The sequence below is a fragment of the Saccharopolyspora sp. MMCC62 genome (assembly GCF_057736575.1).
The window spans coordinates 181983-200553 of record NZ_JBYKCM010000010.1 but is presented as its reverse complement, the minus strand read 5'-3'; the positions used below and the strand labels follow the sequence as shown (position 1 = coordinate 200553).

The window sequence follows — 18571 nt, the reverse complement described above, 5'->3', positions numbered from 1 at the left end:
CCCGGCGGTCAGCGGCCCGGCGGTCAGCGGCCGAAGAGCCGCCGGACCCGGTCGCCGAAGCCGAGCACCGCCGCCCGGCACTCCCGCAGCGCGTCCGGGTAGGTGCGGGTGTCGGCGAGCGCGGCGCGCCAGGAACGGCCGTCGACCACGGGCACCCGGTGCTGGAAGCCGTGGAACTTCGAGGCGAACGGGTCGACGACCACGACGCGCCGTCCCATCAGCGTCGCCCAGTAGGCGCCGTGGTACGAGTTCGTCACCACCACCTCCCCGGAGGCGAGGAAGTCCAGCGTCCCGTCGAGGTCGTCGTTCCCGTTGGTGCGCAACGGGAATTCGCCTAGATCGGCGGGGAACGGCAGCTTCTGATCGCGATGCCGGTAGGCGACGACCTCGTGGCGCGGTTCGCCCGGGGCGGCCAGCCGCGGCAGCAGTGCGCTCACGCACGGCACCCACTCGTGGCCGCCGGGGCCCTGCCGGTCGCGCAGGCCGACCAAGTCGAACCGGTCGAGGAGCTCGGGTGCGTCGATCGCGTGGTGCTCGTTGTTGTTGTGCCCGGCGCCCCAGACGACGAGCTTCGGCGGCCGCAGCGACAGCAGCAGGTCGAGCTGCCGGTCGAAGAACCCGGTGCCGAGCAGACCGCCACCGCCGTAGATGACGTGGGCGCGGCGCAACCGGTCCGCGTAGCGCGGGACGTCGTGCTCGATGTCGATGGTGGTGGCGTCGGCCAGCCACGGGAAGTGTTCGAGGTGGTCGGACGGCGGGCAGGCCATGTCGCCGATGTTGTGCGGGTCGCGGCGGTGCACGACGAAGATCTCGGGCATGTGCGGCGGTGCTCCTCGATCGGGGTTCTCGATCAGCGGCGTGGGGGAGTGGCGCAGCGGCGCCGGGCGAGCTCGGCCAGTTCGGCCAGCACCGCGGGCAGCGCCGCCGCGTCGAGGTGCTCGCGGACGGCCCGGTGGTTCGCGGCGAGCGGTTCGGCGGCCGCGGCGGGGTCGCGCAGCAGCGCCGCCACCTCGTCCACCGCGTCCGGCCCGGGTACGTGCAGGCCGAGGGCGCGGAGTTCGTCGAGCACCGGGTACGGCCCGGCCACGACGAGCCGTCGCGCCGCGGCGGCCTCCGCGACGGGCAACCCCCAGCCCTCCCAGGTGGAGGGCAGCAGCACCAGGTCGGCGGCCGCGTACATGTCCGCCTGCTCGTCGACGTGGCCGCGCACCGGTCCGGGCGCGGCGGCCAGCGCCTCCGCGACGTGCCCGGTGGCGGGGGTGTCGTCGGTGAGCCAGTAGCGCACCGGCCGGTCGAGCCGCGCGCGCAGCTCGGTCGCGATCCGGACCGCGCCGGGGATGTTCTTGTTCGCGCCCTCGACGCGCGCCGGGTGCAGCACGAGCACCTCGTCCGGTGCGATCCCGAGCCGGGCGCGGGTGCGGTCGCGGTCGCCGCTCGCGAGCCGGTCCACGTGCACGCGGTTGTGCACCACGCGCAGCGCCCCGGTCCGGTGCAGTTCGGGCCAGCGGGCGGTGAACTCGCCCGCGGTGCGCTCGTTGATCAGCACGTGCAGGTGCGCCGGGTGGTGCAGCGGCACCGCGTCGCCGTCCACCGCGCGCAGCGCGGTGCCCTGCCAAGCCGGGTCGTGGTGGCGCAGCAGCACCGGCGTGCCGGTGTCCAGCGCGTGCCGTTCCCACGCGGTGGAGGCGTCCGGCGCGCTCCACAGCGAGCCGGCGTTGTCCAGCACCAGCAGGTCGTGCTCGGTGCAGAGCCGCCGGATCACCGCGTGGTCCACCGGGGGCGGATCACCACCGGGGCGGTCCGCCCACATGCCGGTGACCTCGACGTCGCCGGGTTCCCGGTCGACGAAGTGGCCGGCGGCCCGGGTGACCCGGTGGCCGAGGGCGCGGAACCCGGCCGCCCATTTCGCGGCCTCGATGCTCACGCCGTCGAACCCGCCCAGGCGGTGCGAGACGAGGCACACCCGCATGGGGCTCCTTCCCTGGTGCTGTTCCGGTGTCGTGTTCCGATCCGGATTATTGCGAATGCGGCACGCGAGCGGTCTCGACACCGCCGCTTGCGTACAGTCCGCCGCATGCGTCTTCTGGCAACGTTGGGGAGTCTGCGTGCGGTGATCACGGTGCTGGTCGCCATCACCGCTGCGCAGATGGGGCTGGTCGCCTTCGGGAACATCACGGACTTCGGGACGAATGCGGCGTTCGTGCAGCACGTGTTCGCAATGGACACGACGTTCAATTCACCGGACACGATGTGGCGGTCGATCACGCATCCCGGATTGTCGACGACCGCGTACCTCGTGGTCATCGGCTGGGAAGTGCTGATCACGGTGGTGCTCGTCGCCGCGCTGGTCGTGTGGCTGCGCTCGCACGCGGATGCGCGGCGCGCGGAGCTGGCACGCCGGCTGGCGTCGCTGGGCTGGCTGCTGGAGGTGCTGCTGTTCGGCGGCGGTTTCATCGTGATCGGCGGTGAGTGGTTCATGATGTGGCAGTCCGAGAAGTGGAACGGGCTGCAGGCCGCCCTACAGAACCTGATCATCGCCGCCGTCGGCCTGATCCTGGTGCACCTGCCGTCGCGGGATTCCGAAGCCGCGACCTGATCCCGCGGATCGTTCCGCGCTGAAAGAAAGATCAACTGGGGGCCGGGTGATCGCGGCAGGAGGGCTGCGATCACCCCGGCTCGAAACGAGCCAATCGGTCATTCACGGCGAAAATCGCCTCTTCCGCGTCGTACCTGGGAAAATCCACCGGCGAGAACCGGTATCGGACGATTACCGTCGACCGCGTGCGAATCGTCTTCTCCAGCCTTTCCGGCCACGGCCACCTGTACCCGCTGATCCCGCTGGCGCGCGCCGCGCGTGCACACGGCCACGACGTCCTGTTCGCCACCGGCGAACCGTTCCGCGGCACGGTCGAGGAGCTCGGCCTCCGCTTCGCCGCGGTGGGCGTGCCGATCGGCGCCGGTTTCGCCGCGGCCTCGGGTGGTTCGTCGACGCGGCCGGAACCGGGTTCCGAGGAATGGCGACGGCTGGTCTCCCTCGTGTTCGGCGCCGAGCTGCCGCGCCGCTACCTGGCCGACCTGCGGCCGGTGCTCACCGAGTTCAAGCCCGATCTGGTGGTGCACGAAGCGGGCAACCACGGTGCCGGGCTGGCCGCGCGGGAAGCGGGAATTCCCGGCGTGTGCCACGGTTTCGGCCGCCAGTCCCCGGCGAGCTACGCGGGTTTCGACCCGGCGCTGCGCTCGGTGGCGGCGGACGCCGGTATCGACCTTCCCGAAGGGGACCTGCGCACCCTGGGGAATCCGTTCCTGGACATCTTCCCGGCTTCGCTGCAACCGGCGGAGCTCCTCGAATCGTTGCCGCGCTTCCCGCTGCGGCCGGTCCCGTTCGCGCCGCCCGGTGAGCTGCCGCCGGAAGCGGTGGCCGAGCGGTCGCGGCCGCTGGTGTACCTGACGCTGGGCACCGGTTTCGGCGATGCGGGAGTGCTGCGGTCCGCGATCGAGGGGCTCGCCGCGCTGGACGTGGACGTGCTGGTCGCGGCGGGCCCGAGCGTGCAGGCGGGAGCGTTGGGCGAGCTGCCGCCGAACGTCTCGGTGCACGAGTGGGTGCCGCAGGCGGAGCTGTTGGAGCGGGTGGACCTGGTGGTGCACCACGGCGGCAGCGGGACGACGTTGGCCGCGCTGGGGGCCGGGTTGCCGCAGTTGTTCCTGCCGCAGGGCGCCGACCAGTTCGGCAACGCCGAGACGATCACCGCGGCCGGGGGTGGTGCGCAGCTGTTGGGCGCGGAGGTCACCGCGGAGTCGGTGCGCACGGCGGCCGCGCCGCTGCTGGGCGATTCGCCGCACCGGCTCGTCGCTCGCCGGGTGGCCGCGGAGATCGCCGAGATGCCGAGCCCGCAGCGGGTGGCGGAGCGGCTCCCCGACTTCGTCAACTGAGCCCGGGGCCCGGCCCGCGGCGTGCGAGCGGCCGCGGACCGGGCCGACACACCGGCGCCCGATGGGCCGGTTCGGCGTCGTGGTGGCTCCGTAGAATCGCCCGGTGACTTCCGCGCAGAGCAGTCCCGTCGCCGATCCTGCCGCGCCCGACGCGCTGGAGGTGCTGCACCGCGTCTTCGGCTACGACTCGTTCCGGGGCCCGCAGCAGGACATCGTCGAGCACGTCGTCGGTGGCGGCGACGCGTTGGTGCTGATGCCCACCGGCGGCGGGAAATCGCTGTGCTACCAGGTTCCGGCGCTGGTCCGCGACGGCGTCGGCATCGTCGTCTCCCCGTTGATCGCGTTGATGCAGGACCAGGTGGACGCGCTCACCGAGCTCGGGGTGCGCGCCGGGTTCCTCAACTCGACGCAGGACGCCGGGCAGCGCCGCGCGGTGGAGGCCGCCTTCCTGAACGGGGAGCTGGACCTGCTCTACCTGGCGCCGGAGCGGCTGCGCGTCGAATCCACGTTGTCCTTGCTGGACAAGGGGAACATCTCGCTGTTCGCGATCGATGAGGCGCACTGCGTGGCGCAGTGGGGCCACGACTTCCGGCCGGATTACCTGGCGCTGTCGATGCTGCACGAGCGCTGGCCGGACGTGCCGCGCATCGCGCTGACCGCGACCGCCACCGAGGCCACCCGCGGTGAGATCGCGACGCGGCTGGACCTGACGCAGGCGCGGCACTTCGTGGCGAGCTTCGACCGCCCGAACATCCAGTACCGCATCGTCGGCAAGAACGATCCGAAGCGGCAGCTGCTGAACCTGCTGCGCACCGAGCACCCCGGGGACGCGGGCATCGTCTACTGCCTGTCCCGGTCATCGGTGGAGAAGACCGCCGACTTCCTCAGCCAGAACGGTGTTCCGGCGGTGCCGTACCACGCGGGCCTCGACGCGGGGACGCGCGCGGCGCACCAGTCCAGGTTCCTGCGGGAGGACGGACTGGTGGTGGTGGCCACCATCGCGTTCGGCATGGGCATCGACAAGCCGGACGTGCGGTTCGTCGCGCACCTGGACCTGCCCAAGTCGGTGGAGGGCTACTACCAGGAGACCGGCCGGGCCGGTCGCGACGGGCTGCCCTCCACGGCGTGGCTGGCCTACGGGCTGCAGGACGTCGTCCAGCAGCGCAAGATGATCAACAACTCCGAGGGCGACGACGCGCACCGCAGGCGGCTGGGCGCGCACCTGGATTCGATGCTCGCGCTGTGCGAGACCGTGGAGTGCCGCCGGGTGCAGCTGCTGGCCTACTTCGGCCAGGACGGCGCGCCGTGCGGCAACTGCGACACCTGCCTGAACCCGCCGGAGTCCTGGGACGGCACGGTCGCCGCGCAGAAGCTCCTCTCCACGGTGTACCGGCTGCTGCACGAGCGGCGGCAGAAGTTCGGCGCGGGCCACGTCGTGGACATCCTGCTGGGCAAGCGCAACGACAAGGTCCAGCAGTTCCGGCACGACGAGCTCACCGTGTTCGGCGTGGGTGCGGACCTCAAGGAAGTGGAGTGGCGGGGCGTGGTGCGCCAGCTGCTGGCGCAGGGTCTGCTGGCGGTGGAAGGTGATTACGGCACCCTGGTGCTCACCGAGTCCAGCGGTGCGGTGCTCTCGCGGGAGCGCGAGGTGCGGTTCCGGCGCGAACCGGCGAAGGCCGCGAAGGAGCCGAAGCAGGCCAAGGCCGGCAAGGCCGAGCAGGTCGAGCTGCCCGCGGAGGCGGCGCCGCTGTTCGAACGCCTCCGCGCGTGGCGCGCGGCCACGGCGAAGGAGCAGGGCGTGCCCGCCTACGTGATCTTCCACGACGCGGTGCTGCGCCAGGTCGCGGCGCAGCGCCCGGCCACCCTGGACGAGCTGGGCGCGATCAGCGGCGTCGGCCAGAACAAGCTGGCCAAGTACGGCCAGCCCGTCCTGGACGTCCTGGAAGAGGGGTGAACGGGCGGTCCCGGTACCAACCGGCTGATTCGGGTCGCTTGATCGACCGCTCGGACCATTTCGATTCGCTGTTCCGGCGGGAAATGCGCCGTTTCCCGTGAAACCGCGAATTCGGCGAGTCGGGCGCGGCCGGCCGGATTACCCGATATTGCGGACCCGGCGCCGGTTCCCGTTCCGCAGGTACCGCCAGACGGCGGCCCAGGAATCCAGCACGGCGATGAACGCGGCGGACAGCACCAGGGCCAGCGCCCAGCGGGCCGGACCTTCCGGCGGGGCGCTGGTGAGCGCTGTGTGCATGGCCCATACCTGCACCAGGGTGAATCCGAGCGACAGCATCGCACGCAGGGCGAACTGATCCCCGGGATTCTTGCTCCTGTCGGGTGAGGCGTTGCGCAATCCGGATGTCATGATCAAGAACTCCTCCACTTTCAGTGTGCTTCGTACTAATTTCCGTGGCGCCCCTCTTTTTCTTCCTCGACGAAGCATGTCCCGATCAGTCGTCCGGCACGAGGCGTTGCCCGGTGCCACGCGGCCGGACGACCGGAAACAGGAGGTATTCGTGGCCGCACGGCGAACTCGGTTCGCGACGGAACTCCGGCGATTCCGCCAGGACGCCGGATGGTCGCTGGCGCACTTGGCCGAGCGGGTGCACTACAGCAAGGGCTACCTCAGCAAGGTCGAGAACGGTGTCCGGCGGCCGAACCCCGAACTCGCTCGCAGCTGCGACGCCGCGCTGGGGGCGGGCGGTGCGCTCGCGAGCCTGGTGCCCGCGCAGCCCAGCGCGCCGGAACCGGGACCGGTGGGGGAGGGCGACCTGTGGCTGATGGACCTCACCGGTGACGCGGGCTGGTTCCGGCTGGTGGACCGGGGCGAGGTGGCCGCGCTGGGCGTCCCCGGCGCCGAGGTGCCGTTCGCCTACGGCGGCGGGTCGCGCGGCCGGGCCGCGACCGCGCTGGACGCTCCACCGCTGGAGGTGTTCCGCAGGCAGTTCGACCTGCTGCGCGAGCTGGGGCAGACCGCCAGCCACGGCGCGGTGCTGCCGGTGCTCGCGGTGCACTCCCAGACGTTGCGCAGGCTGGCGGCGGACGCCGGGCCGAGCAGCAGCGGTGACCTGCTGGTGCTCAGCGCCCGCTACGCCGAATACGCGGGCTGGATGGCGCAGGAGTCCGGGGACGACCGGGCGGCGCTGTGGTGGACCGACCGCGCGGTGGAGTTCGCGGCGGTGGGCGGGGATCGGCACCTGGCCAGCTACGCGCTGGTGTGCCGCGGGTTGATCACGCTGTACCGGGACGACGCGCGGCAGACCATCGAGCTGTCCCGGCGGGCGCAGCAGGGCCCGGTGCCGCCGCGGATCGGCGGGCTCGCGGCGCAGCGGGAGGCGCAGGGGCACGCGCTGGCCGGCGACTACGACTCGTGCCTGCGCGCGCTGGACCGGTCCCGCGAGCTGCTGGCGCGGGCCGCGCCGGAGCACGACGTCCCGGTGCTGGGGCCGAAGTACCTGCCCGACCCCACCGCGATGATCACCGGCTGGTGCCTGCACGACCTGGGCCGGTCGAGGCGGGCGGCGGAGGTGCTGGACGGCGAGCTGGCCCGGGTTCCGGAGCAGGCGCTGCGCACCCGGGCGCGCTACGGGATGCGCCGCGCGCTGGCCTACGCCTCGGCCGGGGCGGTGGAGCACGCGTGCGCGCTCACCGGAGCGCTGCTGGCCGTGGTCGATTCGTTCGCCTCGGCCACGATCCTGTCCGACCTGCGGCGGATCTCCCGCACGCTGTCCCGCTTCCACGCGAACCGCTGCGTGCGCGAGCTGTACCCGCGGCTCACCGCGGCGCTGCACACCAGGACGAGCTGATCAGCGGAAGTCCGCACGGGTAGAGGAGATCGCCACTGTGCACGAGGTCTTCGTGAACTACCGCACCGGAGATGCGGAGATCGCGGCGGCGTTCATCGCCGCCGACCTGCGGCGCAGGTTCGGGGCGGACCGGATCTTCTTCGACGGCCTGTCGATCAAGCCGGGCCGGGTGTTCCCGCCGGAGCTGCTGGCGGGGGCGCGGCGCTGCCGGGTGCTGCTGGTGCTGATCGGCCCGCACTGGAGGACCGCGCCCGGGACGTGCGGGGGACGGGCGTTGGACGAGTCGCAGGACTGGATCCGGCGGGAGATCGTGGTGGCCGCGGGCGCGGGCGCCGTGGTGCTGCCGATGCTGGTGGGCCGCGAGGTGCCGCCGCTGGGCCCGGCGGAACTGCCGCCCGCGCTGCGCTGGCTCGCGGAGCGCCAGCACCGGCGGTTCGACCCGCGGGACGCGGCGGCGGAGCTGGATCGCCTCGCCGCCGACTTGGTGGACCTGGTCCCGGTGCTGGCGAGCGGTGCGGTGCGGCGCTCCGGCCCGGCGGGGCGGCTGCGGGTCGCCGGCTCCCGGAACGGGCTGCCCGCGGTCCGGCTGGGGAGGCGGCGCAGGATCGCGGGATGGCGCACCGCGCGTGGTGCCGAGCGGGTGCCGGACGGCCCGGTCGCCCGCGACGGGCCTCGAACGTTCCGCGACCGCGCCATCACCCTCCGTGGTAAAGCCCCGCCCCGCCTCGTCCGGGCCGCCGGGCATGGCACCCTGGTAGGGCTGAGGCCGGTGCGCACAGGGCGGGCGCGGCCGTGCAAGCGGGCCCGGGACGATCGCCGGGCGATGACCAGGAGTGGTTGAGTGTTCGACTTTATCCTCTATCCCGTGTCGGCCATTTTGTGGTTCTGGCACAGGGTTTTCGGCACCGTGCTGGGGCCGGACAACGGGTTCGCCTGGGCCTTGTCGGTGTTCTTCCTGGTGTTCACGCTCCGCGTGGTGCTGCTCAAGCCGGCGATCAGCCAGATGCGCGCCGGCCGGAAGATGGCGAAGTTCTCCCCGCAGATCCAGAAGCTGCGGGAGAAGTACAAGAACGACAAGCAGCGCATGGCGCAGGAGATGCAGAAGCTGCAGTCCGAGCACGGGGTGAACCCGATCGGTGGCTGCCTTCCCGCGTTGCTGCAGATCCCGGTGTTCCTGAGCCTGTTCCACGTGCTGCGCGGCTTCACCCCGCAGGCGCAGAGCAACTACATCTTCGACCGCGCCGGGGTCGAGTCGTTCATCAACGCCGACATCTTCGGTGCGAAGCTCGGCAACTGGCTGAGCCAGCCCGCGGCGGTCCTCGAAGCGTTCGGGACCACGCGGCTGAACATGATCGCGGTCGGCCTGCCGCTGATGGTGATCGCGTCCATCGCGACGTTCACCACCATGCGCATGTCGATGAAGCGCCAGACCGACGCCTCCATGGCCAACCCGCAGACGGCCATGATGGGCAAGTTCATGATGTACGTCGCGCCGGTCGGCACGTTGTTCTCCGGCTGGGTGCTGCCGATCGCGATCGTCCTGTACTTCATGGCGAACAACATCTGGACGCTGGGCCAGCAGCACTTCCTGAGCAACAAGATCGACCGCGAGCAGGAGCGGGAGAAGCAGAAGGAGCTGGCAGCGAAGAAGGACGCGCCGCGCCCGAAGCCGGGGCAGAAGCCCGGCCAGGTGAAGAAGGCGGAGGAGACCTCCGCGGAATCCGCTGCCGACGAGGACTCCGAGGCCTCGGCCACCGACGCTTCGGCCACCGCCGTGAACGGCGCCAAGGCCACCGCGAACTCCGGCGGCGGAGGCGGGAACCGGCGCCCGCAGCAGAAGAAGCGGCCGGGCAAGCAGGCCGCTTCGGCCAAGAAGGGCCAGAAGAAGCGGCGTTAGCCGCCGCCGGTCCTGGACGAACGAAGAGCGGGGTTCCCGAGTGGGAACCCCGCTCTCGTCGTTGCACCGGCCTCAGGCCGGGGTGGCCACCACGATCCGGTTCTCGTCGTAGCCGAGGTCACCGCCCACGTACCGGCCACCGCAGGTGACCAGCACGAGCCGGTGCTCGCCGCCCTGGCCGAACAGCTCGGCGGCGCGGGCGGGCAGTTCTTCCTTGGACAGCGTGACGATCTCGGAGACCTGGTAGCGCCACTCCGTTCCGTCGTCGTCGACGACGGTGACCAGCTGGTCCGGAGCGGAGTTCCACAGCTCCTCGAACGGCCCGACCGAGCCCTTCCAGTTCACGTGCCCGGCCAGCACCGTCGCGCCCTGCGGGGAGTCCAGCCCGGCACCCCACCACGTGGCCTCGTCGACGCCGTCCGGCACCGGGAGGGTGCCGCTGCGGTCGAGCTCCTTGCGCACCAGCTCCGCCTGGCCGCCCTGCGGCAACCGGACGGTGCCCGGCGGTTGCCCGGCGGGGATGTGCACCGGCTGCGGCGGCAGGTCCGCGGGCTGCACCGGGGCCGGTGCGACCGAGGCCGCCCGCGGTGCCGCGGCCGGTTCCTCGGTGCGCAGCAGCGTGCTCGCCACGACGGCCACCACCGCGACGAGCGCGACCACGCCGGCCAGGACCAGCGTGATCAGGCGACGCTTCGGCGCGGTCAACGCTCACCTGCCGCCGCGAGCCGCTTGCGCCACGCCACGCCACCGGCGACCGCGGTCCCGGTGAGCGCCAGCACGCCGAGGCCCAGCAGACCGGGGGAGACGGCGCCGTCGCCACCGGCGGCGCTCAGCTCCACCACGCCACCGCTGACGCCCGGGTCACCGGCCGGGATGAAGATCGGCACGGTGGGGGTGTTGGCCTTGTTCGTCACGGTGAGCGTCAGGGTGCCGCCGGGTTCGACGGTGCCCGTGACGGACGGCGGGTTCGCCGCGTCGAAGGCCTCTTCGTAGCCCTTCGCCGGTGCCACCTCGGTGATCATGATGTCCTGCGGGGTGCGCAGGTCCGCGATCTCGACCGTGCCCTGGTCGCCGGTGGTGACCACGGCGGGCTGCCCGTCGGGGCCGACGAGCTCGGTGCCGTCCTGCTTCAGCGCGGGCCCGCCGTCGGGCAGGCTGACCCGCAGCGCGACGCCGGCGATGCCCGCCTTGCTCTCCTCGTCGATCTTGCCGACGGCGACCTTGCCGGGCGCGGTGACCGCGGTCGTGACGTCCTCGACCTTGACCTGGTCCTCCCCGCCGGTGGACACCACGCGCTGCACGCCATCCGGGTTCTCGACGGCCTGCTGCACGTAGGGGCGTTCGGCGGGGGTGGACAGCTCCCCTTCGACCTTCGGGTTCGGCCCGGTGGGCGTCACCTTCAGGGTGAGCGGGTCGCCGTTGTCCGGTGTGGTGACGGTGCCGTCCTCGTCGAGGCCTTCGACCTCGGCGTCGGTGGCGGTGATCGTCACCGGGACGCCGGTGACGCCGGTGCCGTCCGGGTGCTCGACCGTGACGGTCCAGTCGGCGGCCTCACCGATGACCTGCTCCTGTTCGGGAGCGGTCAGCGAGGCCTCCCACGGTCCGCGGTTCTTCTCCGCGTCCGCGCGCAGCTGCTCCACGGCGTCCTTGGCGCCCTGCGGCAGCTTGCCGAGCTGGAAGTCGATGTCGTAGCCGATCTCCTGGAACGGCTTGCCCGGGTCGAGGTCGCTGGGGTCCCGGGGTGCGGACGTCCACGAGTGCAGCAGGTGCGCGAGCGCCGCCGCCTGGTCCGCGTCCTGCGTGGTGCCGTAGCGCAGCAGCAGGTACGAGATGTTCGCCGCCACGTCGTCCGGCAGCGGGTCGCCCCACTTGGTGAGCAGTTCGTCGCCCGGTTCGTACTGCTCGCCGGTGTCCGGCGCCTTCAGCGCGAACCGGACGCACCACACCTGCTTGTCGCCGACGATGTAGGAGCCGAGCCAGTCCCGGTCCCGTTCGATACCCGCGTAGGGCTGTCCCGGTGTGGTCTCGTGGCCGATCCCTTCCTCCGGCGCGGCGATGGCCGTTCCCGTGGTCGCCAGCAGTCCGCTGCCGGCGAGCACAGCGGAACCCACCGCCGCTGTGATCAACTTCCTGAACGTGCGCATGCATGCTCCAGTCTCGGTCTGGGAGATCAGGGCGTCGGCGTGCTTGCTCTCCGGCGCGCGCCACAGCGATGTGGCGCGCGCCGGGTGCGAAAGCCCCCGACACGGCACACGGACACCCGAGCCGCATCCTTCCGATCACGGAGGGTGGCCACAAGGCGCCATCCGATCTATTCGCGCCCATGACGCGCTGCGTTTTTCCCAGCCGGATTCGCCCGGTTCTCACTCGTTCGGTCGCAGCGCAGCACCCGTTTCCGCGCGGACCAGGCACGCGCGGCCACCCCTGGAAAAGGTTGCGACGTTCCGTGACCGGATTTTCCCGGTTGTTCGGCCGGCGGCCGGGCGGGGAAACCGGGGGCCGAGGCGTTCGCGGGACCGGGGGTAAAGTCTGTTTTACCCGTGGGGAACCGACCGGCAGCTTCGGTCGTTGTACCGGAGACGGCGCAAAGCACGCCCAGGAGGACGAGTTGCGCACTACGAGCAACCCAGCGTTCAAGAACCTGCCGACCAACGGCGGGTACGCGAACTTCAACTACGGCCAGGGCGGCTTCGGCGCGCCCGGGCAGGCACCGGCCGCGCCGCCGCAGGCGACGCGTCCGATGACGATCGACGACGTGGTCACCAAGACGGCGATCACGCTCGCGCTGACCGTCGCGACCGGCGCGGCGACCTACATCTCCGGCTTGTACGCGCTCGCGCTGCCCGCGGCGATCATCGGTCTGGTGCTGTCGCTGGTCATCATCTTCAAGAAGAAGGTCAGCCCCGCCCTCGTGATCGCCTACGCGGCGGTCGAGGGCGTGTTCCTCGGTGGCATCAGCTACGTCATCGGCGGCGCGGTCAACAACTTCACCGGCGGCGGTGGCTCCGGGATCATCATGCAGGCCATCGCGGGCACCATGGGCGTGTTCGCGGCCATGCTCGTGGTCTACAAGACCGGTGCGGTCCGGGTCACGCCGAAGCTGACTAAGTGGATCATCGGCGCGGCGGCCGGCGTGGCCATCCTGATGCTGGTGAACCTGGTCGCCGGGTTCTTCACCGCCGGTGGTCTGGGGCTGCGCGACGGCGGCCCGATCGCCATCGTGTTCAGCCTGGTGTGCATCGGCATCGCGGCGTTCAGCTTCCTGCTGGACTTCGACGCCGCCGACAAGGCCATCAAGAGCGGGGTGGACGCCAAGTTCGCCTGGTACGTGGCCTTCGGCCTGATGACCACGCTGGTCTGGCTGTACCTGGAGATCCTGCGCCTGCTGTCGTACTTCCAGAACGACTAGCACCAGGACGAGAAAGGGCCTCCCTCCACAAGGAGGGAGGCCCTTTCCCATGCTCCAGTCCTGTCAGCGGCGACCACCAGAGCAACCGGCACCGCAGCGGGTTCTCAGCGGGCCCCTCGCGAGGACAGCGTTTTCGCCTGTGGCGGAGCCACCGGTGAAAACGATCCCGCAGCGAGGGGCCCGCTGAGGTTCCGCCACCTGCCCACTCAGTGGACAGAGCCGGTCATCAGCTGAGGCGTTCGAGGACCATGGCCATTCCTTGGCCACCACCCACGCACATCGTCTCCAGGCCGAACTGCTTGTCGTGCCACTGCAGCGAGTTGATCAGCGTGGTGGTGATGCGGGCGCCGGTCATGCCGAACGGGTGGCCCACCGCGATGGCACCGCCGTTGACGTTCACCTTCTCCAGCGGGACGCCCAGGTCCTGGTAGGACGGGATGACCTGCGCGGCGAACGCCTCGTTGATCTCCACGAGGTCGATGTCGCCGATGCCGAGCCCGGCCCGCCGCAGCGCCTGCTTGGAGGCCTCCACCGGCCCGAGGCCCATGATCTCGGGGGACAGCCCGGACACGCCGGTGGAGACGACGCGGGCGAGCGGGGTGAGGCCGAGCTGCTTGGCCTTCACGTCGCTCATGACGACGAGCGCGGCGGCGCCGTCGTTGAGCGAGCAGCAGTTGCCCGCGGTGATCCGGCCGTCGGGGCGGAACACCGGCTTGAGCCCGGAGACGGCTTCCTTGGTGACTCCGGCGCGCGGCCCGTCGTCGGTGTCGACGATGGTGCCGGACGGCGTGGTCACGGGGGTGATCTCGCGGGCCCAGAAGCCGTCGGCGATGGCCTTCTCCGCGAGGTTCTGCGAGCGGACCCCGAACTCGTCCATCTCGTCGCGGCTGATGCCCTTGGCGCGGGCCAGGTTCTCCGCGGTCTGGCCCATCGGGATGTAGACGTCGGGCACGTTGCCGAACTCGCGCGGGTCGACCCACTCGTCGGCGCCCTGCTCGGCGGTGGCCTTGGTGCGGGCTTCGGCGTCGGCGAACACGGGGTTCTGCGTGTCGTCGAGCGAGTCCGAGTTGCCCTTCGCGAACCGGGACACGGCTTCCACCCCGGCGCTGATGAACACGTCGCCCTCACCGGCCTTGATGGCGTGCAACGCCATCCGCGTGGTCTGCAGGCTCGACGAGCAGTACCGGGTGATGGTGGTGCCGGGCAGGTGGTCGTAGCCGAGGAGCACGGAGACGACTCGGCCCATGTTGAAGCCCTGCTCGCCGCCGGGGAGGCCGCAGCCGAGCATCAGGTCGTCGATCTCGGCCGGGTCGAGCTCGGGCACCTTGTCCAGCGCGGCGCGCACCAGCTGCGCGGCGAGGTCGTCGGGGCGAACGTCGACCAGCGAGCCCTTGCCTGCGCGGCCGATGGGCGAGCGCGCGGCGGACACGATCACTGCTTCGGGCATGCGGGAACTCCTTCGTTCGCCTACGGGTCGCGGCGCCGACCGCGAGGTCGACTTCTCGCGCCACTGTAAGACCGGCACCGGCCGGGACGTGCTGAGACGACCGTCACCAGCACCCCGGTGGGGATGCGGTCGTCGGGCGGGTCAGCTGCTGCGGTGGCGGCCGAAGCGCTGGTTGAGGCGGGCGACGACGCGGCTGGTGGGGCGTCTGGCTTCGGCGGCGGAGGACCGGACCGGCGGCTGCGGCACCGGCGGCCCGTGCCATTCGCCGATCGCGGAGCACAGCGCGGGCAGCAGCAGTCCGGCGGCGGCCTCGTACCCGGCGGCGGAGGGGTGGAACCGGTCGGGGCTGAACAGCTCCTGGGGGTGGGTGAGGAATTCGGGGGAGAGCAGGTCGGCGAGCGGCACCGCGTAGCCGCCCGCTTCTTCGACGGCGCGCCGCTGCGCGCGGCCGAGCGCGAGGCTCCAGGAGGAGGCCACGGACCGCAGCGGCTGCGGGATGGGCCGGATCGCCCCCAGATCCGGGCAGGTGCCGACGACCACGCCGACGCCCGCGTCGCGCAGCTCGCCGACCGCGTCGCCGAGCAGCGCGGCGCAGTCGGCGACCGATTGCCGGGCGGTCACGTCGTTCGCGCCGATGATGATCAGGGCGAGCCGGGGCGGCACCACGAGCGCGGCCTCGACCTGCGCGGCCAGGTCGCGGGAGGTGGAGCCGACGATCGCGTACGTGGTGAGCTCGACGGGGTTCTCCAGCTCGGCGGCGACGCCGCGGGCGATGCGCACCCCGGGCAGTTCGTTCGGGGCGTCCACGCCGAGGCCGGCGGCCGAGGAGTCGCCGAGCACGGCGAACAGGACCGGGGCTTCCCCGGTGGGGGAGGCCGCGACGGGCCCGGTGCCGTCGGGCAGGTGCACGCCGTCGGCGCGGAACGGCACGCCGGTGGGTTCGCCGATGGCGCGCCGCGCGTACCAGGACTGCCCGTTGAGCAGGCCGTACGCGGCGCCGGACACGCCGCCGACGGCTCCCGCCGCCACCAGTGCCAGCCGCAGCATCCGCGTCCCGACCATGACCGCTCCTCCTCGCGCCACGCCGACGCTCCGCGAATTCTCGTCCTGTACATGAATACGCCCTCAGCCGGGAAAACGTTCCCGCCGGGTCGGGCGAGCCGGGCGGCGCGCCCGGGGACCACCCGTGCGCCACGGGCCGCGAAACGTCCGCTTAGGCTCAGCCGCACAACGTCGCGGAGAGCGAAAGGGACTCGCTGTGGACTACGTCGAGCACGTGATCGACCTCGTCGGGAACACCCCGCTGGTGCGGTTGAACTCGCTGGCGGGATCGGCCTCGACGCCGGTGCTGGCGAAGGTGGAGTACCTCAACCCCGGCGGCAGCGTGAAGGACCGCATCGCGCTGCGCATGGTGGAGGCGGCGGAGGAGTCCGGCGAGCTGAAGCCGGGCGGCACCATCGTCGAGCCGACCTCCGGCAACACCGGCGTGGGCCTGGCGATGGTGGCGCAGCGCAAGGGCTACCGCTGCGTGTTCGTCTGCCCGGACAAGGTCAGCGAGGACAAGCGGGCCGTGCTGGAGGCCTACGGCGCCGAGGTCGTGGTGTGCCCGACCGCGGTGCCGCCGGAGCACGCCGAGTCCTACTACAGCGTCTCGGACCGGCTGGTCACCGAGATCGACGGCGCCTGGAAGCCGAACCAGTACGCCAACCCCGCGAACCCGGAGTCGCACTACCTGAGCACCGGCCCGGAGATCTGGCGGCAGACCGAAGGCCGGATCACGCACTTCGTGGCGGGCATCGGCACCGGCGGCACCATCTCCGGCATCGGCCGGTACCTCAAGGAGGTCTCCGGCGGCAAGGTCAAGATCATCGGGGCGGACCCGGAGGGTTCCGTGTACTCCGGAGGCGGCGGACGTCCGTACCTGGTGGAGGGCGTCGGCGAGGACTTCTGGCCGGAGACCTACGACCGGGACATCTGCGACGAGATCGTGCCGGTCTCGGACGCCGACTCGTTCACCATGACCCGCTCCCTCGCCCGGGAGGAGGCGCTGCTCGTCGGCGGTTCCTGCGGGATGGCGGCCGCCGCGGCGCTGCGCGTGGCCGAGCACACCGGGCCGGACGACGTGATCGTGGTGCTGCTGCCCGACGGCGGACGCGGCTACCTGGGCAAGGTCTTCAACGACTCGTGGATGGCGAAGTACGGCTTCCTGTCCCCGGACCACGCGGGCGGCGCCATCAAGGACGTGCTGCTGCGCAAGGACGGCACCCTCCCCGAACTCGTCCACGTCCACCCGAACGAGACGGTCGCGGAGGCGGTGGCGATCCTGCGCGAGTTCGGCGTCTCCCAGATGCCGGTCGTCAACGCGGAACCGCCCGTGATGGTCGCCGAGATCGCCGGGGCGGTGAACGAGCGCGACCTGCTGGACGCCCTGTTCGCCGGGCGCGCCCAGCTCGCCGACCGGATCGAACAGCACATGTCCCCGCCGCTGCCCACCATCGGTGCAGGTGAGGAGGTCAGCGCGGCGATGTCGGCGCTGACCGACGCGGACGGGGCGATGGTGCTCATCGGCGGCAAACCGGCCGGTGTCGTCACGCGCCAAGACGTCCTCGCGTTCATCGCCGGGCGTTGACTTCTGGTCACGAACGGCCGCTACGCTGCGACACATCGGATAGCGTGTGCACGATCAACACGCTCCGCAGAACCACGTTCCACGCCCAAGGGGGTCAGGAAACCCGATGAGCTCTCCGCAGCCGCCGGACGGCGGTCAGCAGGGACAGCAACCGCAGGGATCGGACTCGGAGGCGGACGCCCCCGAATCGAAGATCGGCGCCCAGCTGGACCCGCAGACCCCGGCCACCGACCAGTCCTCCGGCGCGGACGCCACTCAGGTCGTCCGCCCCGCGCAGATGGAACAGGCCGCGGACCAGCCGTCCGCGGACGCCACCCAGGTGGTGCGCCCGCAGCAGCAGCCCGGTGGGGACTCCACCCAGGTCGTGCCGCCGTCGATGCAGCCCGCGCAGCCGATGTACGAGCAGCCGGGACTCGCCGGGCAGGGCGGTGAGGCCGCCACGCAGATGGTGCCGCCGTCGGCGCAGCCCGCGCAGCCGATGTACAGCCAGCCGGGCACGCAGAGCCAGCCCGGCGGCTTCCCGCAGCAGCCCCCGCAGGCCGGTACTCCCGGTGGCGGGTTCCCGGCACCGCAGGCCGGTTTCGGCGCACCGCCGCCGCAGGCCGGGCCGGGTCCGTACGGGCAGCAGGGTGTGGACGGGACGATGGCGAAGGTCGCCGGTGGGGTCGCCGCGGGACTCGGCGGGCTCTGCACCCTGCTCGGGCTCATCGGCTTCATCGGCGTCCTGTCGGCCATCTCCCTGATCGGTTTCGGCCTGCCCAGCTTCCTCGCCCTCATCCAGCTGCTGGCGTCGATCGCGATGCTGGTCGGCGGGATCTTCCTGCTGATGCGCAAGCAGCACGGCCCGTACGTGACCGTGGGCGGCGCCGGGGTCATGGCGCTGGTGCTGCTGATCACCGGCATCGCGACCGCCCCCACCGTGCCGCTGCTGATCGGTTACATCGTCGGTGCGCTCATCGCGGCCGGTGTCGGCGTCCTCGCGATGCTGCCCGCGACGCGCGAGTGGATCGCCGCCGGTCCCGATGCGCAGGGCGTCCCGCAGGCCGGTTTCGCCGGGCAGCCCTACGCGGCCCAGCCGCAGTTCGGCCAGCCCGGGCAGCCGCAGCCGGGCCAGCCGCCGTTCGGCCAGCCGAACCCGTACGGCCAGCCCGGCCAGCAGTTCGGGCAGCCGAACCCGTACGGCCAGCCGGGCCAGCCGCAGCCGGGCCAGCCGTACGGCCAGCCGCCGCAGTACGGCCAGCAGCCCTACGGCCAGCCCCAGCCCGGGCAACCGCCGTACGGCCAGCCCCCGCAGTACGGGCAGCAGCCCTACGGCCAGCCCCAGCCGGGACAGCCGCCGTACGGCCAGCCGCCGCAGTACGGGCAGCAGCCCGGTGGATACCCGCAGCAGCCGGGGCAGCAGCCCCCGCAGTGGTGATCCGCTGATCCAGCCACGACGGCCCGCGACCACTCCGGT

Annotated in this window: 16 protein-coding genes; 9 read left to right on the top strand and 7 right to left on the bottom strand. The window is 71.9% G+C overall.

The features are described 5' to 3' along the window. Nucleotides 1–23: 23 nt before the first annotated feature. Both AC29IT_RS23075 and AC29IT_RS23070 read right to left on the bottom strand, forming a co-directional pair. On the bottom strand, nucleotides 24–818 hold the full coding sequence (locus AC29IT_RS23075) for a polysaccharide pyruvyl transferase family protein (protein WP_488220086.1): 795 nt from the start codon (nucleotides 816–818) through the stop codon (nucleotides 24–26). 32 nt (nucleotides 819–850) lie between these two features. Then, nucleotides 851–1969 carry a glycosyltransferase gene (locus AC29IT_RS23070; protein WP_488220085.1) on the bottom strand — a complete coding sequence of 373 codons (1119 nt, stop codon included), beginning with the start codon at nucleotides 1967–1969 and terminating at the stop codon, nucleotides 851–853. A gap of 105 nt (nucleotides 1970–2074) precedes the next feature. Between AC29IT_RS23070 and AC29IT_RS23065 the strand changes: the two genes are divergently transcribed. The 3 genes from AC29IT_RS23065 to recQ all read left to right on the top strand — a co-directional run bounded on the left by AC29IT_RS23065 (nucleotide 2075) and on the right by recQ (nucleotide 5884). After that, on the top strand, nucleotides 2075–2596 hold the full coding sequence (locus AC29IT_RS23065) for a DUF2165 domain-containing protein (protein ID WP_358441867.1): 522 nt from the start codon (nucleotides 2075–2077) through the stop codon (nucleotides 2594–2596). Nucleotides 2597–2781: 185 nt separating this feature from the next. Further along, the gene (locus AC29IT_RS23060) at nucleotides 2782–3930 is read left to right on the top strand and encodes a glycosyltransferase (protein ID WP_358441864.1); all 1149 of its coding nucleotides are present in this window, start codon (nucleotides 2782–2784) and stop codon (nucleotides 3928–3930) included. Nucleotides 3931–4033: 103 nt separating this feature from the next. Next, nucleotides 4034–5884 carry a DNA helicase RecQ gene (gene recQ, locus AC29IT_RS23055; protein WP_358441861.1) on the top strand — a complete coding sequence of 617 codons (1851 nt, stop codon included), beginning with the start codon at nucleotides 4034–4036 and terminating at the stop codon, nucleotides 5882–5884. 138 nt (nucleotides 5885–6022) lie between these two features. Here the strand turns inward: recQ and AC29IT_RS23050 are convergent, their stop codons facing one another. Then, a complete protein-coding gene (locus tag AC29IT_RS23050; protein ID WP_488220084.1) occupies nucleotides 6023–6292 on the bottom strand; it encodes an MHYT domain-containing protein in 270 nt (89 codons plus the stop codon). Nucleotides 6293–6443: 151 nt separating this feature from the next. On the opposite strand from AC29IT_RS23050, the gene AC29IT_RS23045 reads away from it, so the two are divergent. Genes AC29IT_RS23045 through yidC form a run of 3 tightly spaced genes read left to right on the top strand, consistent with a single transcriptional unit; the run spans nucleotide 6444 to nucleotide 9630 of the window. Next, entirely contained in the window at nucleotides 6444–7733 is a 1290-nt protein-coding gene (locus tag AC29IT_RS23045; protein WP_488220083.1) for a helix-turn-helix domain-containing protein, read from the top strand. Between the two features lie 37 nt (nucleotides 7734–7770). Continuing rightward, complete coding sequence (locus AC29IT_RS23040) at nucleotides 7771–8574, top strand: TIR domain-containing protein (RefSeq protein ID WP_488220082.1); 804 nt, start codon at nucleotides 7771–7773, stop codon at nucleotides 8572–8574. A gap of 24 nt (nucleotides 8575–8598) precedes the next feature. Then, nucleotides 8599–9630, top strand: a complete 1032-nt coding sequence (gene yidC, locus AC29IT_RS23035; protein ID WP_488220081.1) for a membrane protein insertase YidC — start codon at nucleotides 8599–8601, stop codon at nucleotides 9628–9630. 72 nt (nucleotides 9631–9702) lie between these two features. On the opposite strand, the gene AC29IT_RS23030 is transcribed toward yidC, so the two are convergent. Together AC29IT_RS23030 and AC29IT_RS23025 are read right to left on the bottom strand one after the other, a co-directional pair. Continuing rightward, the gene (locus AC29IT_RS23030) at nucleotides 9703–10335 is read right to left on the bottom strand and encodes a class F sortase (RefSeq protein ID WP_488220080.1); all 633 of its coding nucleotides are present in this window, start codon (nucleotides 10333–10335) and stop codon (nucleotides 9703–9705) included. Next, the gene (locus tag AC29IT_RS23025; RefSeq protein WP_488220079.1) at nucleotides 10332–11774 is read right to left on the bottom strand and encodes a hypothetical protein; all 1443 of its coding nucleotides are present in this window, start codon (nucleotides 11772–11774) and stop codon (nucleotides 10332–10334) included. Before AC29IT_RS23025 ends, AC29IT_RS23030 begins: the two co-directional genes overlap by 4 nt. A 464-nt stretch (nucleotides 11775–12238) precedes the next feature. On the opposite strand from AC29IT_RS23025, the gene AC29IT_RS23020 reads away from it, so the two are divergent. Beyond that, complete coding sequence (locus tag AC29IT_RS23020; protein ID WP_488220078.1) at nucleotides 12239–13039, top strand: Bax inhibitor-1/YccA family protein; 801 nt, start codon at nucleotides 12239–12241, stop codon at nucleotides 13037–13039. Nucleotides 13040–13265: 226 nt separating this feature from the next. Here the strand turns inward: AC29IT_RS23020 and AC29IT_RS23015 are convergent, their stop codons facing one another. Further along, a complete protein-coding gene (locus AC29IT_RS23015; RefSeq protein ID WP_488220077.1) occupies nucleotides 13266–14486 on the bottom strand; it encodes an acetyl-CoA C-acetyltransferase in 1221 nt (406 codons plus the stop codon). A gap of 141 nt (nucleotides 14487–14627) precedes the next feature. After that, nucleotides 14628–15548, bottom strand: a complete 921-nt coding sequence (locus AC29IT_RS23010; RefSeq protein WP_358441839.1) for an SGNH/GDSL hydrolase family protein — start codon at nucleotides 15546–15548, stop codon at nucleotides 14628–14630. A gap of 196 nt (nucleotides 15549–15744) precedes the next feature. Here AC29IT_RS23010 and AC29IT_RS23005 point away from each other — a divergent pair, with 196 nt between their 5' ends. Next, nucleotides 15745–17115, top strand: coding sequence for a cystathionine beta-synthase (locus tag AC29IT_RS23005; RefSeq protein WP_358441836.1), 1371 nt, complete (start codon nucleotides 15745–15747; stop codon nucleotides 17113–17115). A 106-nt stretch (nucleotides 17116–17221) separates the two neighbouring features. Then, the gene (locus AC29IT_RS23000; protein WP_488220076.1) at nucleotides 17222–18532 is read left to right on the top strand and encodes a hypothetical protein; all 1311 of its coding nucleotides are present in this window, start codon (nucleotides 17222–17224) and stop codon (nucleotides 18530–18532) included. Nucleotides 18533–18571 lie beyond the last annotated feature (39 nt).

What these genes read in the sequence shown, in the direction of transcription:
- AC29IT_RS23075 (WP_488220086.1), bottom strand. Translation starts at nt 818, where the DNA reads ATGCCCGAGATCTTCGTCGTGCACCGCCGCGACCCGCACAACATCGGC.
- AC29IT_RS23070 (WP_488220085.1), bottom strand. Translation starts at nt 1,969, where the DNA reads ATGCGGGTGTGCCTCGTCTCGCACCGCCTGGGCGGGTTCGACGGCGTG.
- AC29IT_RS23065 (WP_358441867.1), top strand. Translation starts at nt 2,075, where the DNA reads ATGCGTCTTCTGGCAACGTTGGGGAGTCTGCGTGCGGTGATCACGGTG.
- AC29IT_RS23050 (WP_488220084.1), bottom strand. Translation starts at nt 6,292, where the DNA reads ATGACATCCGGATTGCGCAACGCCTCACCCGACAGGAGCAAGAATCCC.
- AC29IT_RS23025 (WP_488220079.1), bottom strand. Translation starts at nt 11,774, where the DNA reads ATGCGCACGTTCAGGAAGTTGATCACAGCGGCGGTGGGTTCCGCTGTG.
- AC29IT_RS23015 (WP_488220077.1), bottom strand. Translation starts at nt 14,486, where the DNA reads ATGCCCGAAGCAGTGATCGTGTCCGCCGCGCGCTCGCCCATCGGCCGC.
- AC29IT_RS23010 (WP_358441839.1), bottom strand. Translation starts at nt 15,548, where the DNA reads ATGGTCGGGACGCGGATGCTGCGGCTGGCACTGGTGGCGGCGGGAGCC.
- AC29IT_RS23000 (WP_488220076.1), top strand. Translation starts at nt 17,222, where the DNA reads ATGAGCTCTCCGCAGCCGCCGGACGGCGGTCAGCAGGGACAGCAACCG.